Below are 26,614 nucleotides of genomic sequence, written 5' to 3' on the forward strand. Positions count from 1 at the left end.
TCAAACTCCTTCGACGGAATCTACCAAGGAATCACAACCGGAGTCGGACAACCATGTCACCGAACGTCACCTATTGGAACTGAGCTTATTCCAGTCCTTTTCGCTCATTCCACGATGGATGCGAGACTCAACAGCCGAGTCCCACGACTTACCAGCGGCAAGCAATCGGCACATGCCCACGCTTGCACGCGGGGAGATGACGACCGACATAGCGCGCTCTTCCGCGTTCTCGCGCAGGGTTCGCACGAATTTGAGAACCTTGTCAATCATGACTTTGTCGAGTCCCGTTGCGAGACATAGTGACGTTTCCAGCGCCTCGTCCACACCGATTGTTTCAACCGAGAAGCGATCGAGCGTAGCCGCGTCGATTTGCTGCCGACCCACGTAGGCCCGATCAGCCCCACGCCCATAAGTGTTGGCTGACGCAACACAGCGGAAGTCCGGGTTTCGCTTAACCATCTGGTCAGGGAATGCCATCTGACCGTTCGCCAAACTTGCATTGATCACAGCCAGGACGCTCGGGTGTCCGTTGTCGAACTCATCGAAGTGAAACACACCGCCGTGCTCGAATGCTTCCCGAAAGAGAGACCTGACATACTCGCCCTCAGCCTGCATGTATCCAAGTATTTGCGAGGCGGAAGTCATCGGAGAAAGACTGATCGAATAGTACGGTATACCGATACTCTCGGCTGCTTGCTCCGCAATAGTGCTCTTACCAGTACCTGCTCGACAACGGTTCGGGTCGGCACGAGGACGTTGTCCAGCTCACGCTTGATCATCGCGGAAACTTCGTCCCGATCAACCTTAGGCGCAAGGCTAGCAACCAGCGATTGGAACGCAGCAAAAGCATCCCCTCCACCAGTCAAAGGAGCTGCGTGATCAGTTGAATCAGACACAGAGTCTCCCTCGTGCACATTCGTCGCTTTGACCTCGACACTGACATTTCCTGCATCCATCTTTTCCGCCACCGGGGAAACATCACTGCCGCATTTGTGCGGCTCCCCCGCAGCGTCGATGAGGACCCATTTCCCGGAAGTTTGACATTTGTCACAGTGATCACCACCTGACTGCGCCGTATCATGGGCCCAATATAGCGATTTGTCGCCGCATTTCTTGCAGCCGCTTCGTATCGTGCGCTTTGAGTGCTTGATAAGCATCTTTCATCAGCTCCTAAAATTTTCGTTTCTGGGTCACAAATTTGCACCTTCTGCCGGAATTGAACCGGTCTACAGCCGTTGAAACTGAAGGCTTCCTAGCCAGAAGGCCCCCGGAAACTCCGGTATTAAAGTGCCGCGCGAAAACCCGACTTGCTGCTTACGCTGCACGTAGTAGTGACTTTGCGACGTAGCCGCGCTTACGATCCGCTAATCTCTACGACATGCACGTTGAGCACTGTCACCGCTCAACACATAGGCCATTCACCAGGGCCGGGGCACTGCGCTTTCAATGGCCGCATTTGGATATAGGTCGGACAAGTCGACGAGCTAATCCGGCGCGGAGGCGAACCGCTAAACGTTTGCGCATCCGACATACAGCAGCGGATACGGGCCCTTGAAAGCTAAGCTCACTATGTATGTGTCAAGCATCTAAACCGCATTAAGCGCGCTTAGGTGCTGCACAGCGAGACATCAGAGCGGGTTTTCATTCCTCACCGGACAATGGTCCGGCCGGAATGCGCCATGATGACGCCCCTTCCCTTGCGGTTAGCTGGAATTGGGTCCCACGTCACGCGACTTAAGCGCGTTGCGTGACACGGCAGGACTTCATTCCCCATCTTGACCAGCAAGCGGTTTCCGTTCGAGAGAACGGTGATCTAAGCCCAGGGAGCGGCTCGCAGTGCATGCGGTTTTGAAAGATCAACAGTGGTGCGAAGTACTGCTCTTGCGTCAGCCGGAGAACCTCTCCTGCCTCGCTTTCGGCGGTACGTCATCTATACAAGCACCCCGTACGGGGATCTGCAAGTTTCCCCGCACCTTCTTTCTTGCACTTTGGCCTAAAAGCGCAGGTCAAGCGCGAGATCTAGGAAGTCAACGTCACTCGATTGGGGCAGCGCGAGATGTTTGGCCCGGGCGTCAGGAGCCGGTGCGACCGGAGGCACTGCCGGGTGACACACAGTTAAGGCGTCGCGCTTCGATCAGTGCCCCAGAACCAAACTGGGTCGTTTAGGTACGGCCCACGTCAGGCCCTGTACCCGTGAGCTAAGCAGAGTCCCGTTAGTGCCTAGCCGAGCCCCAGGGGCGCCTTAGTCGTGCTTAGCCGACCACACGTGCGCTTAGCGGCCGCTAAGCGTCGTCCCCTATCTCAAGGGACGGCATTATGGTCCATAGTGGACAGTCATGAGGGCATGACAACACGGCTGCCAGCAGGCCGGCCCCGCGGCCAGCGACTGGCGGGCGGAAGGATACTTCGGATGTCGGGGAAGCCCCTCGCACGCGAACGCAGCCGTCGCACCCAACGTGACCGCCGAATCCAAACAGACGGAAGCCGGCCACCCACCCGACAGACTGTTCAGATGCCTGCTGGCACCGAAGTTGGAGGGCACAGAGGAAGGGGTGCCGACGTACCTGTGCTGCGAAAAGCCCGTTCGCTGCCCCTTCCGCTCTAGCAGGCCCCCGGAGAGGAAGGCGGAAAGGAAGCTGGAGAAGTAGGCGGACAAGCTCTTGCCGCCTCGATGAAGCGCTGCTCTGTCAGGTCAGCTAGCTTGCCTGTCCGGCACGCCATTCCTCGGTTGCTGAAGTGCGGCGGCAAGGGTGATGGTGTCGCGGGCAGGGTGTTCTCCGAGTTCGGATAGCACCGTAATTAGCAGCCGCAGCGTGCGCGGGATGCTGTCGTACTGGCCGAGGCGGGCTTGGGTGCGCATGAGGTCGCGGTAGATCGCTTCGTTGTAGGGGTCGAGCCGTCGGGCTTGTTCCAGCAGGGTGAGAGAGTGTTCGGGCGCGTCGCGACGGGTTGCGCGGATCAGGGTACTGAACGCATCGAGGACCTCGCGGCGGAGCGCTTCGCGGGGTCCGTCGATCCAGTCTGCGGTGATGCCTTCGGCGAGGTCTCCGCGGTAGAGCGCGATGGCGGTGTTCAGCGCCTGGGTGGCGTCGGCCGGTGTGCTGGTTCGGCTGGCGGTGAGCGCGTCGTGCAGCTGCCAGAGATCGACGGCTACGAGCTGTTCGTTGAGGGCGTAGTGGCCGTCCTGGGTGGTGATGATGTCGAGGGCGTCGTTCTCGGTGGCGCGGCGGAGGCTTCGGCGGAGCTGAGACAGGGTTGCGTGGAAGGTGTTGTAGGGGCGATCAGCCGGTGCATCGGGCCAGAGCGCAGCGCTAAGGGTTTCGCGGCGGCAGCCTTCGCGGTGCAATGCCAGGTAGACAAGGATCTCCCGTTGTCGCGGCGCGAGCGCTTCAACGAGGTCATACGGTTCTGGGCCGGTGCGATTCAGGCGAAGACGGCCGACTACCTGCAGCCGCAGCGACCGATCCGGGGATCGGTCCGCGGTGCTGGTCTCTGCCGTCCCGACGTCCCGTTGCGTAGTCGCCTGAGGCGCTTCAGGGCCGTGTTCGGGACCAGCTTTACTGAATTCGTATTCGGATGTGGTCGTGGCCACGCTATCGACGCAGGTGGAGCGGTGTGACGGTTCGGTGCGGTCGGGCTCGGCGGCGTGGAGCAGCGTGAGTAGGTCGAGGGCGTCGGCGCCCGGAAGGGAGAAGAGCCGCGCGCCGGCGAGGTTGCCGGTGAGTGCCGGGGAAGCCGTGTCGACGATGCCGTCACCAGTCACGCGCACGGTACCGCCGGGACGCCATGGGCCAAGGAGCAATCCGGTGAGGCCGAGGTGGGCTCCGGTCTCGAGGATGGTGTGCAGGCGCCGGTCGGCGTCCGCGCTGGGCGCGGCCACGATGAGAAAGGGACCGGGGCGGCTCGACGGGTGCGGTGTCTGGGTATCCGGGTCGTTCCCGGGGAGGCTCTGGCCGTGCGTGCGGGCGAGCAGTTCGGCTTCCAGCACATTGAGAGCAGCGGGCAGGTCGTCGACGATTCTCAGCCGTTCCGGTACACGGTCTGGGAGGGTGTGCCCGAACAACGAGCGGGCGACAGGGTGCGGGATGACGATCGTGGCGTCGAGGCCGTCGCTGGCGGCTTGCGCGAGCAGGGTGACGATGAGGGCTCGCGCGGCGGAGCGGGCGCCGGGACCGACGAGCCCGAGGCCTTGTGTCCGGGCGAGGTCGAGCGCGATGGTGTGTCCGTCCCGGATGCCGACTGCGGTCCCGGGTGTCGTCGGGTGTGCGGCGCGGACGACGGCTTTAGCTCGGTCGCGGGTGTCCAGCTCGACCTGCCGGGTGTGCCGGGAGTTCGCCGGTTCGGTCGCCGGAGTCTCCTGGTCGGCCGGAGGTTGCGTGGCGACGTCGTGGGCGATGCGCAGCGCGCGCACGACCGGCAATCCCGTGGGATCGTCGTCGGTTCGGATACCAGGCCGGTACCAGCGGCGACGTCGCATTCGGACCGTGACCGTCGCCAGGGTGATGAGAGCGGCCAGTCCGAGGCCGACGAACGCCCCGCCCGGCAGCGACACGCCGCCGTCTCCGGACGCCGCGGGTTTCTGCAGTTCGTCCCCGGGTGTGTGCGGCGGTGTTTGGCCGGCTGCGGGTGGATCGTCCAGGGGTGCGGGTGCGGACATGCTCGGCGGTGGTTCCTGGGGTTCTGCCGGTGGGGTGGTTGGCGCGGTGGCGGGCAGGGCGAGCGTCCAGCCGGGTAGGAGCTGGTCGGGGTGGCGCAGGGCACGGCCATCGGGCTGGGGCCGCCCGGCGTTGAGGTCAAAGAGCACGCGCCAGGCGTCCGGGTCGCCGAAGTGGCGCTCGGCGATGCCGGAGAGTGTGTCCGCAGACTGCACCGTCACGGTCCGTCCGGTCTCCGAGGTGATGGCATGGCGCGGGGGAAGACCGGCGGCGTCTAGCGGAAGCAGCAAGGTCCAGGCGGGTTCGAGGTCATCCGGGTTGCCGGCGAGCAGGCCGGGGTTGAGCCGCACGATCTCGTGGTAGCGCCTGCCGTCGCCGAGATGGCGTTCGGCGAGGTCCCACAGGGTGTCGCCGTGCACAACCATGTACGGGATCGCGCCGTGCGTGGTTGTCGTCGCCGTGGCCGCGGCGGAATCGCGGGGCGCGCCGGCCGGGTTCGGATGAGGCCGTGGTGGCGCGGTGGCCGCGGTCGGTGTGGCGGGGAGTCCGGACGCTGCCGCGGTGCCTGCGGATGTGGCGATCAGGACGGCGGCGACGAGCCCGGCGATCCACCGGCCGGTCGGGATTCGCCGCAGCGGGCCGCGGGCGGCTCGGCCGGTCTGGCGGATCACTTCGACGATCACGGACACGGTGAGGGCCAGCCAGCCCGTCCATGCCACGGCGACGATCAGCCAGATCACCAGGTCGCCGGTGATCCACGCCCAGCGCAGCATGGCCCAGATCTGCTCGGGCCACTGGGTGATCTGTACCGGGTCTGGCCAGCGCTCGGGAATCAGGCGGGCGGGATCGGCGCCAAGGGCCAGGAGCCCGCTTGGGATGCCGGTGACGAACGCGAGCAGAGCCAGCGCGGCGAGCGTGCCGCGGACGCGCTGTGCCGCCGGGGACGTCATGGGAGTCCGCCGTCGCGGGTCCCGACGCCGAGTTCGGCCACCGCGGTACCGGTGGCCTGGACACTACGGCCGAGCAGTCCGATAGGCGCGGGCTCGGTGACCGTGACCGTCACCCGGACTGTGCGGGTACCGGTAATGCTGACCTGGCCGGGGTTCCCGGTACGGGCGAGGTAGTCGCCCGCGGCCCGGGCGGCTGTGGCGGTGTCGATGCCGACCTGCAGGCTGCGGGTGTCCACGGCCGTGTTCGCGGCGCGGGCGGCTTCGGCGGCCAGGGCGTCAGCGCGGGCGATGGTCCGCAGCCGGGCGGAGCCGTCGACGACCAAGGCGAGCACGAACAGCAACGCGGGCACCAGGACCGCGATCATCACGCTGAGCGACCCGGCATCCCGTGGCCGTGCCACGGTAATCATGGCCGTCCCCGGTACGGATCAGTGGGGCTGGTGAACGAACTGGTGATCAGGCGAGTACCGCCGGGGACGGGGAGGGCGAGGTCGCTGAGCGCGACACGGCACGTCACGCTGGCCCTCACCAAGCCGGCGCGACCGACGGCGATCTGGCTGGCGTCGACCGACACACTGGTTTCCTGGCAGGTGATGCCCTCACGTCCGAGACGATCACGAGCCACAGCCGCTCCGGCCTGCTGCGCCGAGTGAGGGCTGCGGGCGATCGACGCGGCGCGGGCAGCCGCGGTGGCGGCGTTGTCGACGGCTTGCTCCGCGGAACTGATGCGAGCACCCGCGATGATCAGCAGCCCCACGAGGATCACGGCGGGCACGAGCACTGCGGCTTCGACGCTGACGGAACCCGTATCTGTCCACAACCGACCGAAACGAAGCGCACGTGCGCGGCGAGTCACGAGCCGCCCCCGGTCAACGACGTGGTGAAGCGCTCCTTGACCGCTCGCGCGGTCACTTCGACCCCGATATCAAGCCCGGGGATCGGCAGCAGCCGGACCGTCGTGCCGGACACCGCGACCTGGACAGTGTCAGCGGTCATGGTGGCACGAACCTCGGGTGCGGTCAGGACACCGCGGCCTGCGCGGTCGGCGAACGACCGTGCGGCGGCGACCGCGACGGGTTGCGTGGCGCCGACAGGACGTCCGGCGTCCACACCGGCCTGTGCCGCCTGAGCGGCCACGGAATGCGCGTGCCACCACAGGCCGCCTTGCACCACAGCGAGAATCAGCAGCAACACCAACGGAAACAGCACGGCCAAGCCGACGGACTCCGCTCCCCTGTCGTCGTGAAGCCGCGCCCGGACGAATACTCGGCACCGTGTCCATAGTGGCCGGTCGGCCTGGCGGAGCGAGAAAGTTGATGTTGTCACGACGCTACCGCCGGGAGAGGAACGGTGCCGCCGCGTACGGGTGGAATGTCCTGCGCGGCGGCGACATTGGTGTGCGCTGACTGGTGTGAAGTGGTCGGCTTCCGGGCCTGGGTGGTCTTCGCAGGATTCGTTCCAGCGGGCTTCTTCCGCTTGGCGCGTCCGGGTTTGGCGTTGTTGAGCCAGCGGGCAAGCTCGGTTGCGGGGACGTCGGTAAAGGCGGCCAGCTCGTCGATCTCGATCACGTCGCCGGATTCGGCCAGCACCTCACCCAGTTCGCGTTCGACGCCGCCGAGTTGCTCGGCCAGCTCGGCGTGGCGTTCTGCCAAGTCACCGACGCGCCGCGCCGCGGCGGACCTCCTCTCACTCCGAGCAGCGTCTGCTACTTCGACACGTCGTTCGATCTCCTCAGCGGTCAGCATCGTGTGGTCTCCTTTGCGGTCAAGGGCTTCCAGGTACGTACAGGTTCACTTGATCTGGCCTTGGTAGGTCTGGACGGCGGCACGGATGGCGAAGCCAAGCCCGATCGCCACGGCGAGGCCGATCGCGACAAGGACCGCCTTTTCCACGGACTCGGATCCGCGGTCTCCCGATGCACGGGCCCGCGACCAGTGGTCTTCTGCAGTCACGACGTAGCTGAGCACCCAGGCGGTGAGGAACAGCCCGAGCCGGGCGCCGCGTCGCCGGGCTGTGGTAGCGCAGCGTTTGAGTTGGTTAAGCATGAGTCTCGTTCTCCTTTCCCAATGAAGTCGTTGGCCTATAAGGTTTGCCGGTTGACTTCGCGTTCGCGGCTGCCTCTTCATGGTTAGGCGTGTTGCTGATTCGCCCGACCGGGAGGCGACCTGCTCCGGGCCACTCGGACGGAGGTTGTTCCCACGGGAATGCCCCGGAATGCGTGATATCTCGTGCCGCGGTGACGTGAGCGAACACGTTTCGCGGCAACGCGTCCGAGTCCTGCGACAACCTGGCGAGGTGTTCTTGCCCCGGAATGGTGGTCAGGGTGTGACCGACGCGGGCAGCGAGATCGTGTCGCCGGAGTTTCTGTTCCCATGCACGACAGAGCACCACGCACCCTCGCACATGCCGCGCTACCTCCCGCAGGCTCGAATCGATGTCGTCGACCGCTCGCCGCGTCGCGGTGACCAGGTCATCGGTCGTGTCGAGCTCGGCAGCGACCTCCTGAGCAAGAGCGCGGGCCTCGCGGCTGCGGTCGAGGCAGCACAAAGCCCGCCACACCACTGTGTGGATCTCACCCGGCAATGCGGGATCGAGCCAGGCGAGCGCCGGACTCCGGTGCAGAACCTGCATCCCCGTCAGCAACTCGGCGACCAGTTCACGGGAATCTGCACCCAGGTCATCGAAATCGCGACGCCGGTAGAACTCTCCCCACCGAAGCCGAAGCCGCGGTACGCCTTCGTACTCGAAGGAGGTCTCACTGGCTGAGTGGCCAAGGAGGCGAAAGACACCCAGCACCACGATCAAGGTCACCAGGCCGATGCCGAACTTCTCGCCGAATCCGTGACCGCCGCGGGACATCTGAATGACCAGCCCTGCAGCGAAGAGTCCTTTGAGGATGGTCGTGGGGCGAACGAGACTGAGGGCTTGCCTGCGCCGCCACTGCCGGGAGGTCATCGCAGGATTGAGCAGCACTGTGGCGTAGCCGTCGGGGAGCATGCAGTCGAGTACCGGCGGCACCGTTGCAGGCGATTGATGGTTGTGCATCAAGACTTCTCCTTCAGCCGGGGCCGATTTCTTCCTCTGGAAAGGGAAGTGGAGGTGGCGACGGGAGGCGTCGCGCATTTTGGCTAGCCCCCTCCTGCGGCCAACCGGATCATGGCGGGGTACATGACCAGGAGCAGGAACGCGACCAGCAGCAGTGCGACGGGGAGCGCGAGGCGTTGGGAGCGGGCGTTGGCGTCGGTTTTGTCGGTGGCCAGCGCGGCGGCGCGCAGGGAGCTCGATTTGGCGATCAGGGTGGTGTAGATGGCGGCGCCGTCGGCCGCGGTGGCGAGGATGTCGGCCAGGTCGCTGAGTTCGACGACGCCCATGCGTTTCCCCAGCCGGGACAAGGCTTCCCACGGGGTATGACCGGCCTGGGTCGCGCGGCCGAGGGTGCGGCTGATCCGGGCGAACACCCACGAGTCTCCGACGGCGGCGGCCTCCCCCAGTGCCTGGCTGGGGGCGCGGCCGGTGGCGCGTTCCTGCGCGACGAGGTCGAGATAGGCGGCGGTGGCGCGACGGAATTCCTCCCGCGCCCGAGCGGCGTCCTCCTGCACGGCCAGGACCGGCACCGCCGATCCGGCCGCCGCGCCGGCGATCACGGCCAGCACCACCACCGGGGCGGAAAGGTCGATGCCGCCGAACCAGCTAAGCCCGGCCATCACGAACACGGTTCCGGCAGCGGCAGCAGCCCAGGTCAGGCGGCGGGCAAGGTAGCGGTCGGCGGTCTGATCGAGGACGTCGAGGTCGGTGGCAGGGATGCCCCACCAGCGGTTCGACGACCGTCCGGAGACTCCGGCCAGACGTTCGATCCGGGTCGACCAGCGGCTGCGTGGCGGCGCTCCGTCAGCACGGCGGGCGGCACGGTCGTCCAGTTCGGCGACCGCGGCGGCCACGTTGACCGGAGCCGGGCGCAGCAGCGCCAGGAGCACGCAGACCAGAGCCAACCCGCCCAGCGCGCCCAGCAGCGCAGCGGTGATCCCGGGATTCATCGCGGCACCTCCACGTCGACATCGGTGGCAGCGATCGGGGTGCGCCTCGGTTTCGGTGCCCCGGGAGGGATCCTCGAGGCGGCGCCAAGCATGCGAGCGGGACGGCGCGTCCGGGTCAACAGGTGCATCCACCACCCGGCAGCGCCCAGCAGACCGCCGATCCCGGCCATCACGAGCTGGCCGAGCAGGTCATTGAACGGGGTAAGGAACTCGTGCGCGAAGACCACCAGGCCGGTGAGCAGGAGCGCGGTGATGCCCAGGATGGCGCGGACATCGGTGCGCGGTTTCGCTCGGTCGGCTTCGATGTCGCGGCGGGCGACGACCTCGCGATCCAGGGCGGTCGCCTTGCTGTCGAGAATGTCGACCAGCCCGCGTCCGCCCGCGCGGGCGCGCAGGATCAGCGCGAGCACGACTTCGTCGGCGGCTTCATCTCCCACGTCCTCGGCGAAGGCGCGGAGCGCGGCCTCCAGGCCACGCGTCCGCAAACGAACCGCCAGGGTTTCGATCTCGCTGCACAGTGCTTCGGGGGCGGTGCGGGCGGAGGTGGCGATCGCTTGCTCCAGTCCGCCGGCGCCGGAGGCCAGGACATCGGCGAGACGCCGGACCCAGCTGGCAAGGGCGTCCAACCTCGCGATCACGCGGCGGGCGTCGTGGCCGCGGGCGAGAATCGGCACCGTCAGCGCCGCGGCGACGGCCAGGATGATGGCGACCGGCCAGCCGGTGCCCCACCACACGACCCCGCCCGCGGCGACCGCGACGACGACCCGCCGCCGCGGTACCCGTGCCGCGAACGTCTTCCAGCCCCCGCTGCGCGCCGTGCGCGGTGTCGTCGACCGCGCGTCAGGTGGGCGGAAGGCCGCAACAGCGCAGGCGATCGCCGCCGCCGCGGCGACGCCGAGCAGGCCCGCCCAGACGCCCGTCATCGCCTTCCTCCGCCCGGCAGCTCGGTGGTCTGCCAGGTGTCGGCTCCGGCGGTGTCGAACATGTGGCGGTCGAACCCGTGCCTCGTCAAGCGCTCCAGCAGATCACGGCTCGGTGGGTAGGCCGGGACAGCGCGGCCGTCTTCCGGACGTGGGGCGAAGATCCTGGTGGTGTCCGGCCGGCCGGAATCCCCGACCGGGCCGACCTCGATGATCTCGGTGACGAACCGCTGCCTGCGCCGCCCACCAGCCGCGGCGTGGTCAGCGCGGGCGACATGCACGACAAGGTCGATCGCCGAAGCAGTCCACTGGTGAGCCGCCTCGATCGCCAGCGGCGGATGAGCGAGCTGCCCGAGCGCGCCGATCCGGTCGAACACCGCCGAAGCGCTCGTGGCATGCAAGGTGCACATGCCGCCCGTGGCGCCGTTCCCGAGCGCGCGCAGCATCGCGGTCACTTCCCCGGCCCGGACTTCCCCGACGATCACCCGGCTCGGCGAGTGCCGCAGCGTCTGCTTCAGCAGATCGTCCAAGGAGATCTCCCCGATCCCCTCCGAGTTCGCCGGACGGGCCTCCAGCGGTGTGACCAAGGGACGTGCGCCGATGTGCAGACCGAGCTCGTACTCCTCCTCGACCGTGACAACGTGCTCGTAGTCCGGGATCTCCGCACACAACGCGCGCAGCAACGTCGTCTTGCCCGCGGCCGGGCCACCGGACACGATCACGTTGCAGCCCGCCCGCACCGCCGAACGCAGGAAAGCGCCGAGTAGAGGATCGAGCGTGCCATTGGCCACGAGATCGTTCAGGCCGACGTCAACCAGGCGGTGGCGGCGAATCGCCACTCGCGGCCGGTCGGACACCTCCATCACCGCGGCCACCCGCGCCCCCAACGGGCCACCCGCGCCGATCCGCAGATTCCCCAGCGGACGCCCGGCGTTGAACTCCCGGGAAGTCTGGCCCTGGCGGGCGAACATCGCCGCCAACATCTCCACCAGATCGGTGTCGGTGTCGGCAACCGGGTGCGGCCACTGCTCGACCGTGCCGTCCGCCAGCTCCAGCAGGACCCGGTCACAGCCGTGCACGTGAATGTTCTCGACATCGTCGCGTTCCAACAGCTCCTCCAAGGCACCCAGCCCGGACAGCGCCGCGACGACCGCCCGGGTCAGCCTGCGTTCTTCGGCAACGGGCAGCGGCGCGTGTCCGGCGGTCGCGCGGCGTTGCACCCAGCTGGCAACCTCGTCGGCCACATAGGCACGCATCCGCGCCTGCTGTTCCTCGCCCGTTAGTGGTGTGTCCACATAGGACTCACCCGCCGCGACGCGCTCAAGCCGGGCAGCGACCGCTTCCCGGATCTCCCGAACAACCTCGGGGTCGATCCGTCCAGTCAGCACACTGTCCTGCGGCGGTGTCCGCGGTATCCCTGTTGCGGGTCCCGCCGAGTCGCTGCGCGATGGCGGCAACGTCACGGGAGACGGCAGCGGCGCTCGATCATCTGGAGGGCGGAACCCGTTGCGCGGCAACGTCATCGTGCACCTCCGGAAAGCAGACGGAAGGGTGCGGCAGTGGCCGGAATGCGCGGTTCACTCGGCGTGTAGGCGTGGTAGGTACCGTGCAGGCGCCGCGCGGCACGGCGCGCTGTGCGCAGCAGCGGCGACCGGTGCGGAGGCGTTCCTCCGTCAATGCCGTCGGAGAATACCGCCGCCGTCCGCGCGGCCATCGGGACTTCCACCGCGGCCTCCCGCCCCAGCGCCACCCGGACTTCGCGGGTGCCCGCAGGCGTTGTCGCGCAGACGGCCAGCCCCAGCCGTTGCGGCAGAATCCGCTCGGCGAGCTCGGCCAGGACGGGACGCGCGGCGAGCACATGCCGCTGCGTCGGGCGCACCGCGACCAGCACAAGATCCGCCGCGAGCAGCACAGGCCACGGCGTCGCCGAGCTGAAACGGCCCAGGTCGACCAGCGCGTCAGCCGGATGCCCGGCCTCGGTCTTGAACGCGGCCAACGCCACGGTCAGGCGGGTCCATCCGGCCGTGCCGACCGCGGTGTGCTGGCCCGGCGTACTCAGCCCGGCCAGCAGGCCGACATGCCGCGCCGGAGGCACCGCCTGCACGTGCTCGATCAGCGAGCCCGGGTCCCCGGACGTCGCGTGCCGGGTCTCGATGAAATGCGACAACACACCGACATCAGTACGGAGAAGCCCATTCACCACCCAATGCCCCAGCCAGCCCAGCGCCAGATCGCCCCCGGCAGGGTCACAGTCGGCCAGCAGCACCGGCGCTGGCCACGCCGCCGCCAACGCGGCCAGCGACGTGGTCCCGCCGGGCGAACCCTTCCCCGACACGATCGCGATCATCGCCATCTCTTCTCACCAATCCCTTTCGACAGCCGGTCTCTTTCACGCGCCCGGTCCGAGCTGGACCATGACGACCTGCCCCGCGGAGGCACTGGTCGCGGCATGCGCGGCGTCAGCGCCGACGACGACATCGACCGTCACCGCGCCAGTGGAATCCGGCGGGCCGACGCCGAGCACCCGCGCACGAAACGGACCGGACGTGCTCGCCGGGGACTGCCCCACGTCCGGCCCGTTGCTGACCGCGATCGGAGTGACCTGCACCAGATCCCCAGCCGATAAACCGCGGGCTGGTAAATGGCCCGGCCGCACAGGAAGCCCCACCAGCCGCTCGCCCGGCCCCGGAATCGGCTGCCCGGACAACTGCCCAGGCGCCAGCACCGTCCCGGCGGGCAAGATCGACCGCGCGACCTGCCCCATGACCCTGGCTTTGTCACCGACCGGGATAACGGCCAGCGGCTGATCCGGAACCGCCTTGACCACACCGAGATCGCCCTCTTCGATCGTCTGCCCCCAGCCCACCTCACGGGTCAGCACGAGGACATCGACACGGTCGTCCTGCCCCGCGATCAGGGCATAGTTGCCGAACGCGACGACCGCGGCCAGCACCACCGCGACCCCCAACAGCCACCAGCGCCGTCGCCTCGGCACCCGCGGCGGCTCGTCACCTCCGAGCTGTTCGGCGAACGCCGAGTCACTGCCGTGCTCCTGCGGTCGGCGCGAAAAAGACAAAGCGGTACCCATAGCGGTATTCCTTCACAATCCAAGAATTACGTTCGACGTGCTCAGAACGTCATTGAAACGGTTGCGCGGAATGCGGTTCTAATTCCCGCGCAGAGCCTGAACCTCGGCGACAGCGAACGTCGCTCTCGCCCGGGACTGCATCAGCGGGAAGTCGCCGCCGACGGAACCGGTCCCGTCCGAGCCGATCCAGCTCACCGACCACTGGATCGCCCACTCCGCGGTGGTCTGATCGTTGGGCTGCCCGACCGAACTACGGGTGTACACGAAACCGCAATCAGGACTGGCAGCATGCAACCCACGGGACCGGTCATACGGCGTCCCTGGTCCCGAACAGACCAACGACCCGCCAGAACCCGAGCTGAACGTCATTCCCACCGGCGTCGCGGTCACCTCGGCCCACACCGGGCCAGCCTGCACCCGCTCGACCGCCGGTTTCCACACGCTTCGATCAGTCCAGATCCAGGTGTTCTCCCCAACAATCGTGGCCGCCCGCCCATCGGGCAACCGCACATCCGGCGAATGACGAGGTACCGGCAACGGCAACCGCAACTGCTCGAATGCGCGCGCAGCGAGTTCCGCCGGAGTCGGCAAAGGCGGCGCCACCGGTCTACCTGAAGCAGCGAGTTCGTCGACAGGAAGCGAAGGAAGACAGCGGATCCCGAACGCACTGCCACCTGCACGACCGACACCAGGCGAGCCACCAACACCGAAACCACCAAGCGAACAGCCCGCAGGAAGCCCGTCCGACGGCTCCGGCGCTCCGTTGCCCGCTGCCGCCCGCCGGTCCTGACCTAGTGGTTTTCTCCCTGGTCCGCCTGGCCGGACAGGAGCCTGCCCCCGCTGCCGCAGCGCCTCCATGTCGACCGTCGGAGGAGCGACAAGCCCCGACGAGTCGCCCGGCACCACGATGACCTGACCGTCATCGGCGGTCGGTGGCACCGCGGCATGGGCTTGGGGCATGACAAGGACAACCGTTCCTCCGACCAGGCAAGCCAGGCCCATCGAAGTCGCGCGCGTGCTCCGTGGCCGGGTCATCAGCATGTCCCACCGGGGAACACGACCTTGGCGACTCGCCACCGGCCGTCCGAGCTGTCCCGCTTCAGGTCGGCGCTTACCGGGTTCCTCGGCACCCCGACGGTTTTCGGATCACCGGTCGCCGCATCCGCCTGCCCCGTACGTGACGCGTCCTGGCAATCCCTCACTACGGCAGATGCGCCGTTAACCTGAACCGATTGAATCCGCGCAGTGACGTCGCCATAGACCTTGATCCCAGCTTGCCTCTGAGCACGCATCGCGTTCAGCGTCGTGGTGAGCTGGGGATCCACCGCTACCGCTGCCATCGCGGCCTGCCAAGTATCTTCCGGCTCGTCGTCGGTCTGGAGAGTCCGAGACCAGAACGCGGAGTAAGCCGCCTCGACCGCTGCCCGCTCGTCCTGGTCCGAAGAACTCGCGGCTTGCTGCGGAGCGGAAAGATTCGGCGACGAGGGCGTTACCTGGCCGGTGCCGCCGCTACAGCCCACGAGCAGCACCGCCGCCGATCCGAGCAGGGCAACCAGCAAAGCCACACGACAAGTACCGACGTTGTTCACGACTTCCTCCCCATTGCTGACCACTATCGATGTACGAACAGGCCCTCTGGGCACGGTCACTGCCTTAACTAAGCCACGAGGACGCTCACTAACGCTCCGCCGATCAGCGACGGCCCAGCAGCGAACGTGGAATTCACGCTCTTGGACGACACCGCGATCACGAGGGCGACCACTGCAGTAAGTCCGGTGGCTACGAGAAAGCCCCGCAGAAGGCCGTCCCATCCGAACCAACCGAGGAACAACGCGAGTGCGGCGTACAGTGCCGTATCGCCTCCCCCCGTGTGGTCCGGAGCGCAGAGCTGGGTCACTGACGCCAGACCGTACGCGACCACGGCAGCTACGCAGGCAAAACCGAACCTCGGCCAGCCCCCGTCCACGATCGCCGTGCCGAGGAAAATCACGACACAACCAGCCGCTAACGTCGTAACCATCAGAAATGGAAGGCGCCGACACCTCACATCCGTGAGCGCGAGGCCGTATCCGAGTGCGCAAACCCAGCACCACGCCAACCAGGTCGGCGCCGAACCCAACCGAAGCCAGCCGATCCAGCTCGCTACTGCTGTCGCGGCCGACACCGCGGCAGTGACCGCGAACCGTAGCCGACCCCCGGTCACCATCTTCGTGTTCGTCGTGCGCTCTGCGACGGCGAGCAAAGCCGGTCCTGCTACGAAGCTCCCGACTCCAACTGTGTACTCCACGATCGGCACTGGCGACGCTCCCCGGCGAAGCGCGCAGACCTGAGTGAATCGTCATGGCCTCGCCCTCCTGATCGGTGATGGTGACCGGCTTGGTCCCGGCATGCTCGCCGGCAGCGGGCCGAGCCGGTCACCTACTTCCGTCCCCGGAGCGAAACGTCCGGGCCTTCTCGGTTCTAGCTGGTCAGCCCCGACTATCTGCAAGGTAAGTACGTACTGAGTCTCGGCTCAGTACGGCGATCTTCACTCGAACAGTGGACACGGGACCGCGGATCCGCACCGGCGCAAGGCCGCTCGTGATAGGCAGAAGCGTGGCCAACGACTGGGACGTCCCGTACCGCCAAAGCTTGCATGAGGCACTGGCTCTCCTTTCCGGTCAATGGACGGTGGCAGTGCTCGCCACGCTCGCGCTCGGCGAGCGGCGCTACAAGGACCTGATGGCGGACGTGAACGGCGTCGAAGAACGCGTCGGCTGGGTGTCGCACCCGAAGCCGGTCACGGACAAGGTGCTGACCGACACGCTGCAACGAGCCCGGGACAACGGGCTGGTCGTGCGCCGTGCCGAGGGAAGCCAGATCGGCGGCAGTGTCTGGTACCGACTTACCCCCAGCGGCAAGGAGCTGCTGAGGGCCCTCCGGCCGTTGGCAACCTGGGCGCAGCAGAATCGCGACAGCCTGGCAAAAGACACCGCCGTAACGACCGACGAGGCTTGATCAGGTAGTCATCACGCGAACTTGGTTCCGCCCGCCGTCCTTCGCGGCGAACAGGGCCAGGTCGGCTGCCAGGAGCACGTCCTCGAGACTCTTCCCCGTGTCCGGGTACAGCGCGGCTCCGATCGATGCGCTGAGCGGATGCTGCCCGCCTGCCGCCTGGTCGTGAATGCCTTCGACGCGCAAGCTGAAGACGGCCGCGCATGTCCGGTCAGCGATAGCGCGGAGCTCTTCCTGCGTGACGCCGGGCAGAATCACCACGAACTCTTCGCCACCGAACCGGCCGCTGTAGTCCTCGCCGCCGATGTTCTGGAGGACCTGACCGACGGCGCGAAGGGCTCGATCTCCGGCTTGGTGACCGAAGGAGTTGTTGATCCTGCGGAAGTGATCGAGGTCGATCATGAGGACACCGACCCGAGTACCGGTGCGTTCAGCTCGCGCGAACTCCGCTTCGGCGAGGGCGTGCCAGGCGGTCGAGTTCAGCAGGCCGGTCTTCGCGTCGGTGGTGGCCGCGTGCTCGAACTGCCTGATCAGCACCGACCGGTGCAGCGCGTACAGCGGCACGAAGATCAGTACGACGAGCGTGGGATGCATGCTGAGCAGGAGGGCGGTCACGACGCCCATGCACAAAGTGGCGAGTTCGAGCGCGTTCTCGCTGAAGGGCCCGAGCAACCGCGTCGCCGTCCGGTCGGGACGCACGATCGCGATAAGAATCGCGGCGATCAGGGAGTTGACGGTGAAGTACACGGCGACGACCGCGGCGCACGCCAGCGCGTCCGAGCCGTCGAACTCGTGCGTCATCGGCACGAGCTGCATCTGCTTGGCGAGCCACCCGGCTACCTGACAGGACAGGATCACGTTGGCCGCGTTGAACCCGAACCGTGAGGCAAAGGTCCCCGCCACGCCCCGCGAACAACGCAGCCAGAGGTGGACATACAGAACGACAGTGAGGCCGGCGGCGAGCGATGGGGAGAGGATGAGAGCGCCCGCGAGCGTCCATACTGACGAGAAGTTGACGTGTGGAGTGTCCGCGAAGCGCCTCCGACGCCGTTCCACGCTGCGCGCCAGCTCAGCCGCGATCAGGCCGAAAGCCAGCACGAACAAGCAGACACGAACGTCTGCCCATGAGGGCGGATCAAGGGTCGCGCTGACGCCAACAGCCGCGAGTGCGGCCATTTCGATGAACACGACAAACGCACGCGCATACACAGAGTGAGACCAGACGGACCAACCTACGCGTCCAATTGGGCTACCCCCATGCGCGCTCTGTGACTTCCCCTGCATACTGACCGCACTTCCGTTCCCTTCGGAGGAGGGGCCGGTCTCCGAAGTCGCCGCTTCCTGGCCGGCGGGACCTCCTCCTTCAGCCGGACGTCCCGGGAGGAGGCCGCGATGCGTAACAAGGAAGTCTGAGCGTCTTCGTCCCGCCTGATCAGCTTGTGCTGGCTCGTCCTCGGTGATCCTGACGCGTCGGGGACGAGCCATCTTCCAGGCCGCGCCCACGGCGACGACCAGGACTGTGGCCAGCACGCCACCTATCGCGATGGTGTAGCCGGGCCCGATCAGTTCAGCGACGACACCGCCGCCCAGGATCGCCACGCCTTGCCCGGCATAGACGGTCGTGCTGAATCGCCCCATCACTGCCCCGCGGCGGGAGTCCGGGACAAGCGCGACGATCATTGGTTGCAAGCGGATCAGGTAGATCGTCGAAAAGACGCCGGAGAGCGCCCACAGCGCGATCGACCAGGCGATTCCCGGCGCGAACGCGCATGCGACGAGCGGCACACCCGCTAGGGCCGCCGGGACCACGACAGCTCGCTGAGTCGGCGTGGCCGACGAGCTGGTCTTGGCCGCCCACCATGCGCCGATGACACTGCCGACGGGATCGGCTGCCATCAGCAGGCCGACGGCGATCGCGCCCGCTCCGAGAGCCCCCGCGTACGGGGCAGCAAGACCTTCGGGGACTACGAAGAGCCCGATCAACGCTCCGAGGATGAACGGCACGGCCAGCCTCAGGTCGATACCGCGCCGTCGACTGCCCGCGCTGGCCTCAGCGACCGCAGTCCTCTTCGTCGCCTCGACGGGCCGGACGCCCACGGAGATGATCAGTGCACTCAGCCCGAAGGTGACGGCGTCAACGATCAGCGCTCCTGACGGGCTGAGCGCGCCGACGAGGATGCCGCCGAAGCCGAACCCTGCCACCTGGGCGATCTGAACCGTCATCTGGCGAAGCGCCAGGCCAGCTTGGTACCGGTCATCGCCCAGCGCGTCCGGCAGCAGAGCGAGTTGCGCCGCCTTGAACGGTGCCGCCGCCATGGTCAGCAGACCGATCAAGGTCCACAATGCCCAGAGTGGCATGCCGGGGACGGCCATCGACGCCGCCAGCGCGCCACGAAGCAGGTCGGTCACGACAAGGACCCGCCTGCGCGGAAACCGGTCGGCCAGGCCAGACAAAAGGAAGCCGCCGAGGACGGCAGGAACGAACGTCAGCGCGTAAGTCAGCGCGGTCAGTACAGCCGAAGACGTCCTGTCGAAGACGAGAACGGCGAGCGCGACCCTCGCGAGCTGATCACCGAGGATCGACGTCGCTTCTGCCGACCAGAGCGCACGAAACTCGCCGACTCTCAACGAGTCGATCAGGCCTGCCCCTCCCACACGCCGCATTTGGCCTCCCCACCACGCGCGGTTGTGATCCAGTTCGCCGTTGAAGACGTCACACGTCTGGACCAGCCACGGTATGCCCGGAGAGTTGTCGTCTGGATACCATCAGCGAAGTTTCACCCGATCGCAGGTACGTCATCACCTACCGTGTTCAGGCTCAGAAATTCGGGCAGGAGCGCTCTGAGTCTCCCCGAACTACCGAGTGCCAGCGATAGGATTGGCTGCGGCGAGCTCCACCGACAAGGCACTGCAGGACTCGCACTCTGCGAGATGGTGTGCGACCTGGTCCGCCTTACGTTTTGGCAAGCCGCCCCGAGTCCACGCGCCGAGGCGGTCGATTGTGGGGGCGCATCGCATGGCGTCGGTTTCTCGCAGATGTGCACCGAGGTATGCCTGCCGCAGTCCTTCTCGCGCTCTGTGCGCCAGGGCCGACACGCCGTTGGCTGTGAGACCAAACTCAGATGCGATGTCCGCGGGCGTTCGTCCCTCTACCTCGGTCTTCCAGAGCACGGCTTGCCAACGCTCCGGCAGTCGAGCGAATGCCTTCGCTGCGCAGACCCGTTCCAGGCTGTCCAGGATCGTGTCACTGAACGGCACGGTGACGAGAGCTGGAGCGACCGCCGTGGAGATATCCTCGACAACTTTAAGCTTCCGCTCTTGACATGACCTATCGTAAGCGAGATGCCGGAGGACAGTTAAGAGATATGCACGAAATCTCGAACCTGGACCTCGACCTGCGCGCAGTACATCCAGGACCCTGCTGAACGCCTCTGATGTCAGGTCGTCAGCCTCAATTTCGGAGCGTGCGAGTTGACGCGCGAGATTCCGGGCCGATACGACGTGGCGTTCATATAGTGAGCCATACGCTCGCAGATTCCCGTCGCGAACCTCTTCAGCTAGCTGAAGATCCACACTCCGGTCATCTCTGCATGCCGACGAGACCATCGCCTGACCAGGCGGACTCGACGTCCCGGCGTTCCGCACTGCCGCTGCACGCCTAGTCGGACAGCTCAGTCGACGCCGCGCGGTCACGCTGGCCGGATACCGCTTAGCTGATTGCACTTTCTCATCGCCCGACCTATTCGAGCAAACGACGCAAGAACGGCGGTTATGCCTGCGCCGCTCGTCCCATCCACTACAACCGGAGGCAAGATTGGCCACCACGGGTGAACTCCAATTCTTTAGCCTTCTCGCTAACTAAGAAATTCGAGCAGCCACGGCAAGCGAACTCGCCACCATCCAGCCGACCCTTACTAGTTAGCCATCGACAAATTTCACCCCTTCGACTTCCCGCAGCCTGCGAGACACCGAATCGGGCGACGACCCTTAAGCCCCACGGAAGACGAGAGCGCACCGCGACGCACGGAAGTTCCGCTCCAGCCATCCCGACCAGTTCATGGCAACTCAGGGAGTTGACTCGCAACACCTGGAACGCTCGTCGCCGAACTGACGGGAGTGGTAACTTGTGTACTCAAGACAACTCCTTCCTTCAAGGAGTTGGGAAGCTTGCGCGAACACTTGCAACGTTAACTTGTGTACTCAAGTTAACTAAGGGCCCAAATGGGTGAATTGGGGCTACCTGCTGTAGCAGGACACCCCGTGGAGGTGAAGGACTCAGTGACGCAGCACCTGGCGTTGCCACCTACCGTCATGAAGATCGTCCTTGGCAACCAGTTGGCTCGGTTGCGCGAAGTCGCCGATGTGACGCAAGACGACGCGGCGACAGTGCTCGGATGCTCGCAGCAGAAGATCGCTCACATCGAGAACGGCAGCGGGATCAAGCTGATCGAGCTGAACGCATTGCTCGACCGCTACGGCGCGATCGAATCTGACCGCGCTTACGCGCGGGACCTCCAGGCCGAAAGCGCCCGCCGAACCAAGCGCAGCGCGTTCAGCACCAGGTTCCGCCAGTACCTTCGGCTTTTGATCGACATGGAGCCGAGCTGCACCAGGTACTCCTCCTATCAGGCACTCGTCGTTCCGGGTCTCCTGCAGACCGAGGACTACATGCGCACCAACGCTCGCGCCTGGCGCCCCTCCCTGACCTCAGATGAGATCGACAACTATGCCGCGAACCGTCTTGCTAGGCAGGATGTGCTGGACAACACCAATCAGCATTTCTGGTTCATTGTCGACGAGGCCGCGCTCCGCCGAACCGAAGGTGGCTCGGTCATGAAGGCGCAGATCAACAAGCTCATCGAGGTCATCGATCGCCCTAACATCGAGCTGCAGATCGTGCCGTTCGACGCCGGCTACTACATGGGGCAGGGACACGACTACACGGTTTTCGGCTATGACACGACACCGCCCGTTGACATCATCTACCTCGAACACCATGACGGCGGCGAGTACATCGAGAACGGCAAGCGGACGGCGCAGTACCTCGAGCTGTGGGACTACCAGAAGGCAGTAGCCAGCGGGCCCGAGCAGACCCGCCGAACCTTGCTCGACCTCGCCTCGTCGTTGTAGCCGAGCTGCACGTCGAGAACAGAAGGGGCACGAGCGAGTAGATGAAGATCCAGAACACGCATAAGGATCACCTCAACACCGCCTTCACAACCTGGGAGAAATCCCCGCTGAGCAATCCGCCGGACAACCAGTGCGTCGAAGTCTCCTTCACTGACGACGCCGTCGGACTTCGGGACAGCCGCAATCCGAACGGCTTCGTGCTGGTCTTTGATCACGGAGAATGGGATGCGTTCGCAGAAGGCGTGGCCAGTGGAAAGCTCCGCCCGCCGAAGTCGACTTAGTACATCGTCAACGTAGACCGCGGGCCCAACATGAGGGGACCCCGGCGTCGGGGTGCGACGCCGGGGTCCCCTCATCCGCGGGCCACTTACGGTTCCGCAGATGATCGTTGTGATAAAACCGCGGGAACATCGGCGAGGAGGATTTGGCTCTGTTCGCCGGACACCATGTCCCGGACGGTCACGGCTCCGCTGCTCTGTTCGTCCGGCCCGTAGAGCAGGACCCAGCGCGCCTGCTGGTCGTTGGCCCATTTCATCTGCTTCGCGAGCTTGCCCGACGAGCCCAGGTAGACACCGGTCCGTAGCCCGCGGGCGCGGAGTTGCCCGGCGAGGCGCACGATCTCGTCTTCGGCGCCGAGCACGGTCAGCGCGACGTCGAGTCCTCGTTCGGCCGGCGCTTCGGCTTCCTGGATCGCGAGGATGCGTTCCAGTCCGATCGAGCCGCCGCAGGCGGGCATGTCCGGGCCGCCGAGCTTGGCGACCAGCTGGTCATAGCGGCCGCCGGAGGCGATCGAGCCCGGGAATCCTTCGGCGGAGACTTCCCAGATGGGGCCGGTGTAGTAGTCCAGTCCGCGCACCATGCGCGGGGTGAACCGGACACGTCCTTCGGGGAGGTCGGTGGTGAGGGCGAGCAGGCGGTCCACGTCAGCCAGACCGGCGCGGCCGCGTTCGGTCGTGGCCAGCCGTGCCCGGACCTGATCGCCGTCGGGGGCGGTCACGTCGGCCACCAGCCCCTCGGCGACGGTCGCGGACAGGCCCCGGTCGACCAGCTCGGCGGCAACCACGTCCGGGGCGACCTTGTCCAGCTTGTCCAGTGAGCCGAGCACGCGGGTGCCGTACTCGTCCGGGATGCCGTAGGCCTCCAGTAGCCCCGCCAGTGCCAGCCTGGAATTGAGCTGAAATGTGAACGACTCGACGCCGAGTGCTTCCAGCCCGGCGTTGATCGCCCAGACGATCTCGGCATCGGCCAGCGGGGACGCCGAGCCGAAGATGTCGATGTCGCATTGGACGAACTCGCGGAACCGGCCGCGGGCTGCCCGGTCCGCTCGCCAGACGTTGTCGATGACGTACCGCTTGAACGGCATCGGCAGACGGCTTCCGTGGGTGACGACCGCCCGGACGGCCGGGACGGTGTGGTCATAGCGCAGCGCGAAGTCCGCCTCGCCGGTCGCGGCTTTCGCGCCCCGCTTCAAGATCTTGAAGATCAACGAGGAGGCTTCTTCGCCGAGCTTCCCGGCAAACACCTCCAGCCGCTCAAACACCGGTGTCGTCAGCGGCTCGAAACCGTGATGTTCGAAGATCGTGCTCACCGTGTCGAACGCGGCCTTGCGTCGGCGAACCTCGTCGCCGACGAAATCACGGGTTCCTGATGGTGGCTCGACCTTCGCCATGAACCGTCCCTCGTGCTTTTGGTTGGTTGGGTGGCCATTCTGGCCGAACACCCGACCCGGTGACGGGACCGGCCCCCGGGGGGCGGGCACGCAAGGGGCGCGCGTCCGTGTCCTGGGGGCCGGTTTCCCGCGCCTGGTCAGGCAGTCTCGTCCCAGTCAATGAAGTACTCGCGCAGCAGGCCCAAGACCTGGTTCTCGGTGTCCAGGTCGCTCATGCCGGTCCGCATCAGCGGCGTGCCCTCGATCGGAGTCATCACCTCCCAGTCATCGACCTTGTTCATGAGCTTGGAGACGCCCTTGAGCAGGGACAACGACAGCTGCGGCTGGAGCGCGTCCATGGCGTGCGCGAGGACGTAGATCGCCGAGCGCTGCGGGGTCGTGGAGTCCACCCGCTCCTCGTAGTTGCTCGCGCTGTAGTGCGGATAGCAGGCGTCGAGCAGGTGCTTCGGGATCTCCCACAGCGGGAACAGGCAGTCCACCATGCCCATCCGCCTGATCGGGTATGGGAGCGGGGACCTGCCGTTGAGCAGGCAGAACAGCAGCTCGGCCGCCAGGTCTTCGCGGTTGTAGCCGACCGCGAGGTTACGAATCTCCCGGTCTTCGCACATCCGGCGGCCGACCAGGTTCACGAAGAACGTGCCGAAGAAATGCACCGTGTCCGGGCCGAAGTCCCGGCGGAACCGTTCCCACAGCGCCTCCGGCCCCTTCGCCATGCCGAGCAGATCGGCCATGTCCTGGGCGTAAAGAACGACGTGCTCGAACCCGGCGTCCTCGCACAGCTCGCGGGCGCGATCGACCGCGGACTCCGGCCACAAAGGCTCCATCGCCAGCGTGAAGCAGACGACGTCGCAACCGGCCTTCTTAAGCCCTCTGACCAGGGTGTTGCTGTCCCCGCCACCGGAGATCCCCGCCAGGACCGTGCCCCCGACCTCGTACTGGTTCAGGAAGTGCCCGATCCGGGCGGCCACCATCTCGCGCAACGTGTGCTCGTCGACCAGGTGAGCCCGCGCGACCGGGTCGTAAGCCCCCACGTCGAGGTCCGGAACGGCCGCCACCGGCCATTCGTCACGGGCGACGAGATCGACCTTCGGCGCCCGGAGCGTAGTGATATCGGTATTCCGGATACACCGAAGAACGATCTCGCGATCCGCCGGCACCTCGGCCAGCACCGTCGTTATCGGCACGGCGTGAAGCGCACCCAGATCATCGGCCACATAGGCTTGGAACAGGCTCGGCGGCATCGCGTTTGCCAGCAGCATGTCCGCCAGCGACAGCTCATCCGGCGTTTTGAGGGACCGCGAGCCAGCAGTGAACTGCATGTTGACACGGCCCCAATTCGTCGTCATCAGAACAACTCCTCCCAGCTCGCGGCCCAGCAGCCTTACAGGTGCGCGGTTAACGCGACCGTCGTCAGGAACTCCTCCAGACGCCGAGGCGTCATCCGATCCAGACCACACCGGTCCGGCACCGGCTCGGCCACCAGCGCCGCCAGCTCACCCACCGCCAGCTCCGCGACCGGCTCGACTACCTCCGTCACCGGGACACCAACGTTTGCAGGCATCTCGTACCTCCAATGCGAACTCGGGAAGGAACCTCGAACCTGATCCAAAGTAGCCACGTGATCACCATGTGTTAACAGGGTGCGACCGATACGAAATCCGCAGGTCGACCAGGACTTCGCGGTTCACGGGCGGCTCGACGCGGACACTCAGGGCTGCTCAGCCGTCGACGCTGGAGCATCGCGCTGTACCGTTGAAATATGGACCTGCGACTCGAACACTGAGAGTGAGCAGATATGGAAACGCTGGGTAGCACAATCGGGGAGCGCATCCGCAACCTGCGTGACGGGTGGATGTCTCAACAGGAACTGGCGGCAGCGGCGGGAGTAAGCGTCGACCTGATCCGCAAGCTGGAGCAGGGACAGCGCCACGCCGCCCAGATCGGCAACCTTCACCGCATCGCCCGCGCTCTTGACCGAGAGGTGGCGGATCTTCTCGGCCGCGAAGCGTTTCCCGAGGCGGGAGAGGACGCGGGGGTCCTAGCTCTGCGCAGGGCGGTAACGGATATTAGCGACCTGCTTGGGACATTCGAAGGCGAGCCCGTTCCGGTCAGCGATGCCGAGCGGACTGCGAAGTATCTGTGGGGGTCGTACTGGTCCGGGAAATACGACGTGCTCACGAGTCTTATCCCGGTTGCGCTGACGGATTTGCAGGCCACTTTGCGCGACGCCGATGAAAAGGGCCGTCCGAAAGTAGCTGACGCTCTTGCTCGCACATTCTGGGTAGCCGCGTGCACGCTGGCTCATCTGCATCAGCCAGACGCCGCGTTTATCGCTGGCCGCCGTTCGATCGAATTTTCCGGCAGTGCTGGTGATGAGCTATTAACCGCGACGCTACGTGGGTCGATTTCATGGCAACTTCTTGTTTCAGGAAGGTACAAGGAGGCTGTAAAGCTCGCAACGAAGACGGCAGAATCTATCGAGCCTATTGGAAAAGTGACGGCTCCGCACTTGTCAACCTATGGCTCCTTGATCACGACTGCCGCTACTGCCGCAGCACGCGGAGGGAAAGCTGCTACCGCCGCCGACCTCCTTATTGAAGCCGACGGAATTGCTCAACGAATCGGCCATGATAGAGACGACTATCAAACGGCGTTCGGTCCTTCGCAAGTTGCAATGCAAACCGTGGACGTTCACGTCGTCACTGAGGACTACGGTGCCGCACTGCGGGCGGCTAAGAAAATGCCCCATAATCCCGGACTGCCCCTTGCTGCCCAGGCTAGGCACATGACCGACCGCGCGCTTGCTCACACGCGAATGGGGCATGACAACAAAGCGCTTCAAATTTTGCTGGCCACTGAGGGGATGGCGCCCGACTGGATGCGACACCAAAGTCTTGCCAAGCAAGTGACCCGAGAATTGCAGGTCAGGGAAACTCGAAAGTCAAATAAGCTTCGCGACCTCGCGATGCGAATCGGCGTAGGCCGAGAAGTCCAACGCGGCTAGATATTTCCACGGATGGGGGTAGGACACGGTGTCCTACCCCCATCCGTGTAGTAGGACACGGTGTCCTACCTTGACCAACCTGGAGATTCTTAGGTTGGTTTGGTGATTGATCTTCAAACACCAACCTTTGTGCTCATGGTTATGGCCGCCGTGGTGGCCGTGCCACTGAT

The 26,614-nt window shown here is 65.8% G+C and carries 23 protein-coding genes and 1 pseudogene; 4 read left to right on the forward strand and 20 right to left on the reverse strand.

All coding sequences use genetic code 11. The features are described from left to right. Positions 1 to 66 precede the first annotated feature (66 nt). The 15 genes and pseudogenes from ACZ1DY_RS34685 to ACZ1DY_RS34755 form a co-directional block, all read right to left on the reverse strand. Positions 67 to 714 (reverse strand): annotated as a pseudogene (locus ACZ1DY_RS34685) (AAA family ATPase); the annotation flags it as partial. Positions 715 to 2,692: 1,978 nt separating this feature from the next. Continuing rightward, entirely contained in the window at positions 2,693 to 5,605 is a 2,913-nt protein-coding gene (locus ACZ1DY_RS34690; protein ID WP_465482197.1) for a BTAD domain-containing putative transcriptional regulator, read from the reverse strand. Further along, positions 5,602 to 6,015, reverse strand: a complete 414-nt coding sequence (locus ACZ1DY_RS34695; protein ID WP_465482198.1) for a hypothetical protein — start codon at positions 6,013 to 6,015, stop codon at positions 5,602 to 5,604. The genes ACZ1DY_RS34690 and ACZ1DY_RS34695 overlap by 4 nt, the downstream gene beginning before the upstream one ends. After that, positions 6,012 to 6,461: a TadE/TadG family type IV pilus assembly protein gene (locus ACZ1DY_RS34700; RefSeq protein WP_465482199.1), complete on the reverse strand. Its 450-nt coding sequence runs from the start codon at positions 6,459 to 6,461 to the stop codon at positions 6,012 to 6,014. Before ACZ1DY_RS34700 ends, ACZ1DY_RS34695 begins: the two co-directional genes overlap by 4 nt. Next, on the reverse strand, positions 6,458 to 6,820 hold the full coding sequence (locus ACZ1DY_RS34705) for a TadE/TadG family type IV pilus assembly protein (RefSeq protein ID WP_465482200.1): 363 nt from the start codon (positions 6,818 to 6,820) through the stop codon (positions 6,458 to 6,460). The genes ACZ1DY_RS34700 and ACZ1DY_RS34705 overlap by 4 nt, the downstream gene beginning before the upstream one ends. A 107-nt stretch (positions 6,821 to 6,927) precedes the next feature. Next, complete coding sequence (locus tag ACZ1DY_RS34710; protein WP_465482201.1) at positions 6,928 to 7,350, reverse strand: hypothetical protein; 423 nt, start codon at positions 7,348 to 7,350, stop codon at positions 6,928 to 6,930. Between the two features lie 45 nt (positions 7,351 to 7,395). Continuing rightward, positions 7,396 to 7,650 (reverse strand): hypothetical protein, encoded by a 255-nt coding sequence (locus ACZ1DY_RS34715; protein WP_465482202.1) that lies wholly within the window; start codon positions 7,648 to 7,650, stop codon positions 7,396 to 7,398. Then, complete coding sequence (locus ACZ1DY_RS34720) at positions 7,643 to 8,650, reverse strand: hypothetical protein (RefSeq protein WP_465482203.1); 1,008 nt, start codon at positions 8,648 to 8,650, stop codon at positions 7,643 to 7,645. Before ACZ1DY_RS34720 ends, ACZ1DY_RS34715 begins: the two co-directional genes overlap by 8 nt. Before the next feature lie 83 nt (positions 8,651 to 8,733). After that, on the reverse strand, positions 8,734 to 9,639 hold the full coding sequence (locus ACZ1DY_RS34725) for a type II secretion system F family protein (RefSeq protein ID WP_465482204.1): 906 nt from the start codon (positions 9,637 to 9,639) through the stop codon (positions 8,734 to 8,736). Beyond that, positions 9,636 to 10,562, reverse strand: coding sequence for a type II secretion system F family protein (locus ACZ1DY_RS34730; protein ID WP_465482205.1), 927 nt, complete (start codon positions 10,560 to 10,562; stop codon positions 9,636 to 9,638). The genes ACZ1DY_RS34725 and ACZ1DY_RS34730 overlap by 4 nt, the downstream gene beginning before the upstream one ends. Next, entirely contained in the window at positions 10,559 to 11,854 is a 1,296-nt protein-coding gene (locus ACZ1DY_RS34735) for a CpaF family protein (RefSeq protein ID WP_465482206.1), read from the reverse strand. Before ACZ1DY_RS34735 ends, ACZ1DY_RS34730 begins: the two co-directional genes overlap by 4 nt. Before the next feature lie 224 nt (positions 11,855 to 12,078). Continuing rightward, positions 12,079 to 12,906, reverse strand: a complete 828-nt coding sequence (locus ACZ1DY_RS34740) for a hypothetical protein (RefSeq protein WP_465482207.1) — start codon at positions 12,904 to 12,906, stop codon at positions 12,079 to 12,081. Positions 12,907 to 12,948: 42 nt separating this feature from the next. Next, positions 12,949 to 13,647, reverse strand: coding sequence for an SAF domain-containing protein (locus ACZ1DY_RS34745; RefSeq protein WP_465482208.1), 699 nt, complete (start codon positions 13,645 to 13,647; stop codon positions 12,949 to 12,951). Between the two features lie 78 nt (positions 13,648 to 13,725). After that, positions 13,726 to 13,911 carry a hypothetical protein gene (locus ACZ1DY_RS34750; RefSeq protein ID WP_465482209.1) on the reverse strand — a complete coding sequence of 62 codons (186 nt, stop codon included), beginning with the start codon at positions 13,909 to 13,911 and terminating at the stop codon, positions 13,726 to 13,728. A gap of 770 nt (positions 13,912 to 14,681) precedes the next feature. Beyond that, positions 14,682 to 15,236, reverse strand: coding sequence for a hypothetical protein (locus tag ACZ1DY_RS34755; RefSeq protein ID WP_465482210.1), 555 nt, complete (start codon positions 15,234 to 15,236; stop codon positions 14,682 to 14,684). A gap of 1,006 nt (positions 15,237 to 16,242) precedes the next feature. Between ACZ1DY_RS34755 and ACZ1DY_RS34760 the strand changes: the two genes are divergently transcribed. Then, positions 16,243 to 16,644 carry a winged helix-turn-helix transcriptional regulator gene (locus ACZ1DY_RS34760; protein WP_465482211.1) on the forward strand — a complete coding sequence of 134 codons (402 nt, stop codon included), beginning with the start codon at positions 16,243 to 16,245 and terminating at the stop codon, positions 16,642 to 16,644. Here the strand turns inward: ACZ1DY_RS34760 and ACZ1DY_RS34765 are convergent, their stop codons facing one another. Together ACZ1DY_RS34765 and ACZ1DY_RS34770 are read right to left on the reverse strand one after the other, a co-directional pair. Continuing rightward, a complete protein-coding gene (locus ACZ1DY_RS34765; RefSeq protein ID WP_465482212.1) occupies positions 16,645 to 19,305 on the reverse strand; it encodes an MFS transporter in 2,661 nt (886 codons plus the stop codon). A 192-nt stretch (positions 19,306 to 19,497) separates the two neighbouring features. Continuing rightward, positions 19,498 to 20,247, reverse strand: coding sequence for a sigma-70 family RNA polymerase sigma factor (locus ACZ1DY_RS34770; protein ID WP_465482213.1), 750 nt, complete (start codon positions 20,245 to 20,247; stop codon positions 19,498 to 19,500). A 654-nt stretch (positions 20,248 to 20,901) separates the two neighbouring features. Here ACZ1DY_RS34770 and ACZ1DY_RS34775 point away from each other — a divergent pair. Then, entirely contained in the window at positions 20,902 to 21,771 is an 870-nt protein-coding gene (locus ACZ1DY_RS34775) for a helix-turn-helix domain-containing protein (RefSeq protein WP_465482214.1), read from the forward strand. Between the two features lie 41 nt (positions 21,772 to 21,812). Then, positions 21,813 to 22,052: a DUF397 domain-containing protein gene (locus tag ACZ1DY_RS34780; protein ID WP_465482215.1), complete on the forward strand. Its 240-nt coding sequence runs from the start codon at positions 21,813 to 21,815 to the stop codon at positions 22,050 to 22,052. An 86-nt stretch (positions 22,053 to 22,138) separates the two neighbouring features. On the opposite strand, the gene hisS is transcribed toward ACZ1DY_RS34780, so the two are convergent. The 3 genes from hisS to ACZ1DY_RS34795 form a co-directional block, all read right to left on the reverse strand. Continuing rightward, on the reverse strand, positions 22,139 to 23,440 hold the full coding sequence (gene hisS, locus ACZ1DY_RS34785) for a histidine--tRNA ligase (protein WP_465482216.1): 1,302 nt from the start codon (positions 23,438 to 23,440) through the stop codon (positions 22,139 to 22,141). Positions 23,441 to 23,577: 137 nt separating this feature from the next. Then, positions 23,578 to 24,786: a tRNA lysidine(34) synthetase gene (locus tag ACZ1DY_RS34790; protein WP_465482217.1), complete on the reverse strand. Its 1,209-nt coding sequence runs from the start codon at positions 24,784 to 24,786 to the stop codon at positions 23,578 to 23,580. 35 nt (positions 24,787 to 24,821) lie between these two features. Further along, on the reverse strand, positions 24,822 to 24,977 hold the full coding sequence (locus ACZ1DY_RS34795; protein WP_465482218.1) for a hypothetical protein: 156 nt from the start codon (positions 24,975 to 24,977) through the stop codon (positions 24,822 to 24,824). Between the two features lie 258 nt (positions 24,978 to 25,235). On the opposite strand from ACZ1DY_RS34795, the gene ACZ1DY_RS34800 reads away from it, so the two are divergent. Beyond that, the gene (locus ACZ1DY_RS34800; RefSeq protein ID WP_465482219.1) at positions 25,236 to 26,444 is read left to right on the forward strand and encodes a helix-turn-helix domain-containing protein; all 1,209 of its coding nucleotides are present in this window, start codon (positions 25,236 to 25,238) and stop codon (positions 26,442 to 26,444) included. The last annotated feature ends 170 nt before the right edge of the window (positions 26,445 to 26,614 follow it).

The sequence above is a fragment of the Amycolatopsis sp. PSD-21 genome, from assembly GCF_055561455.1.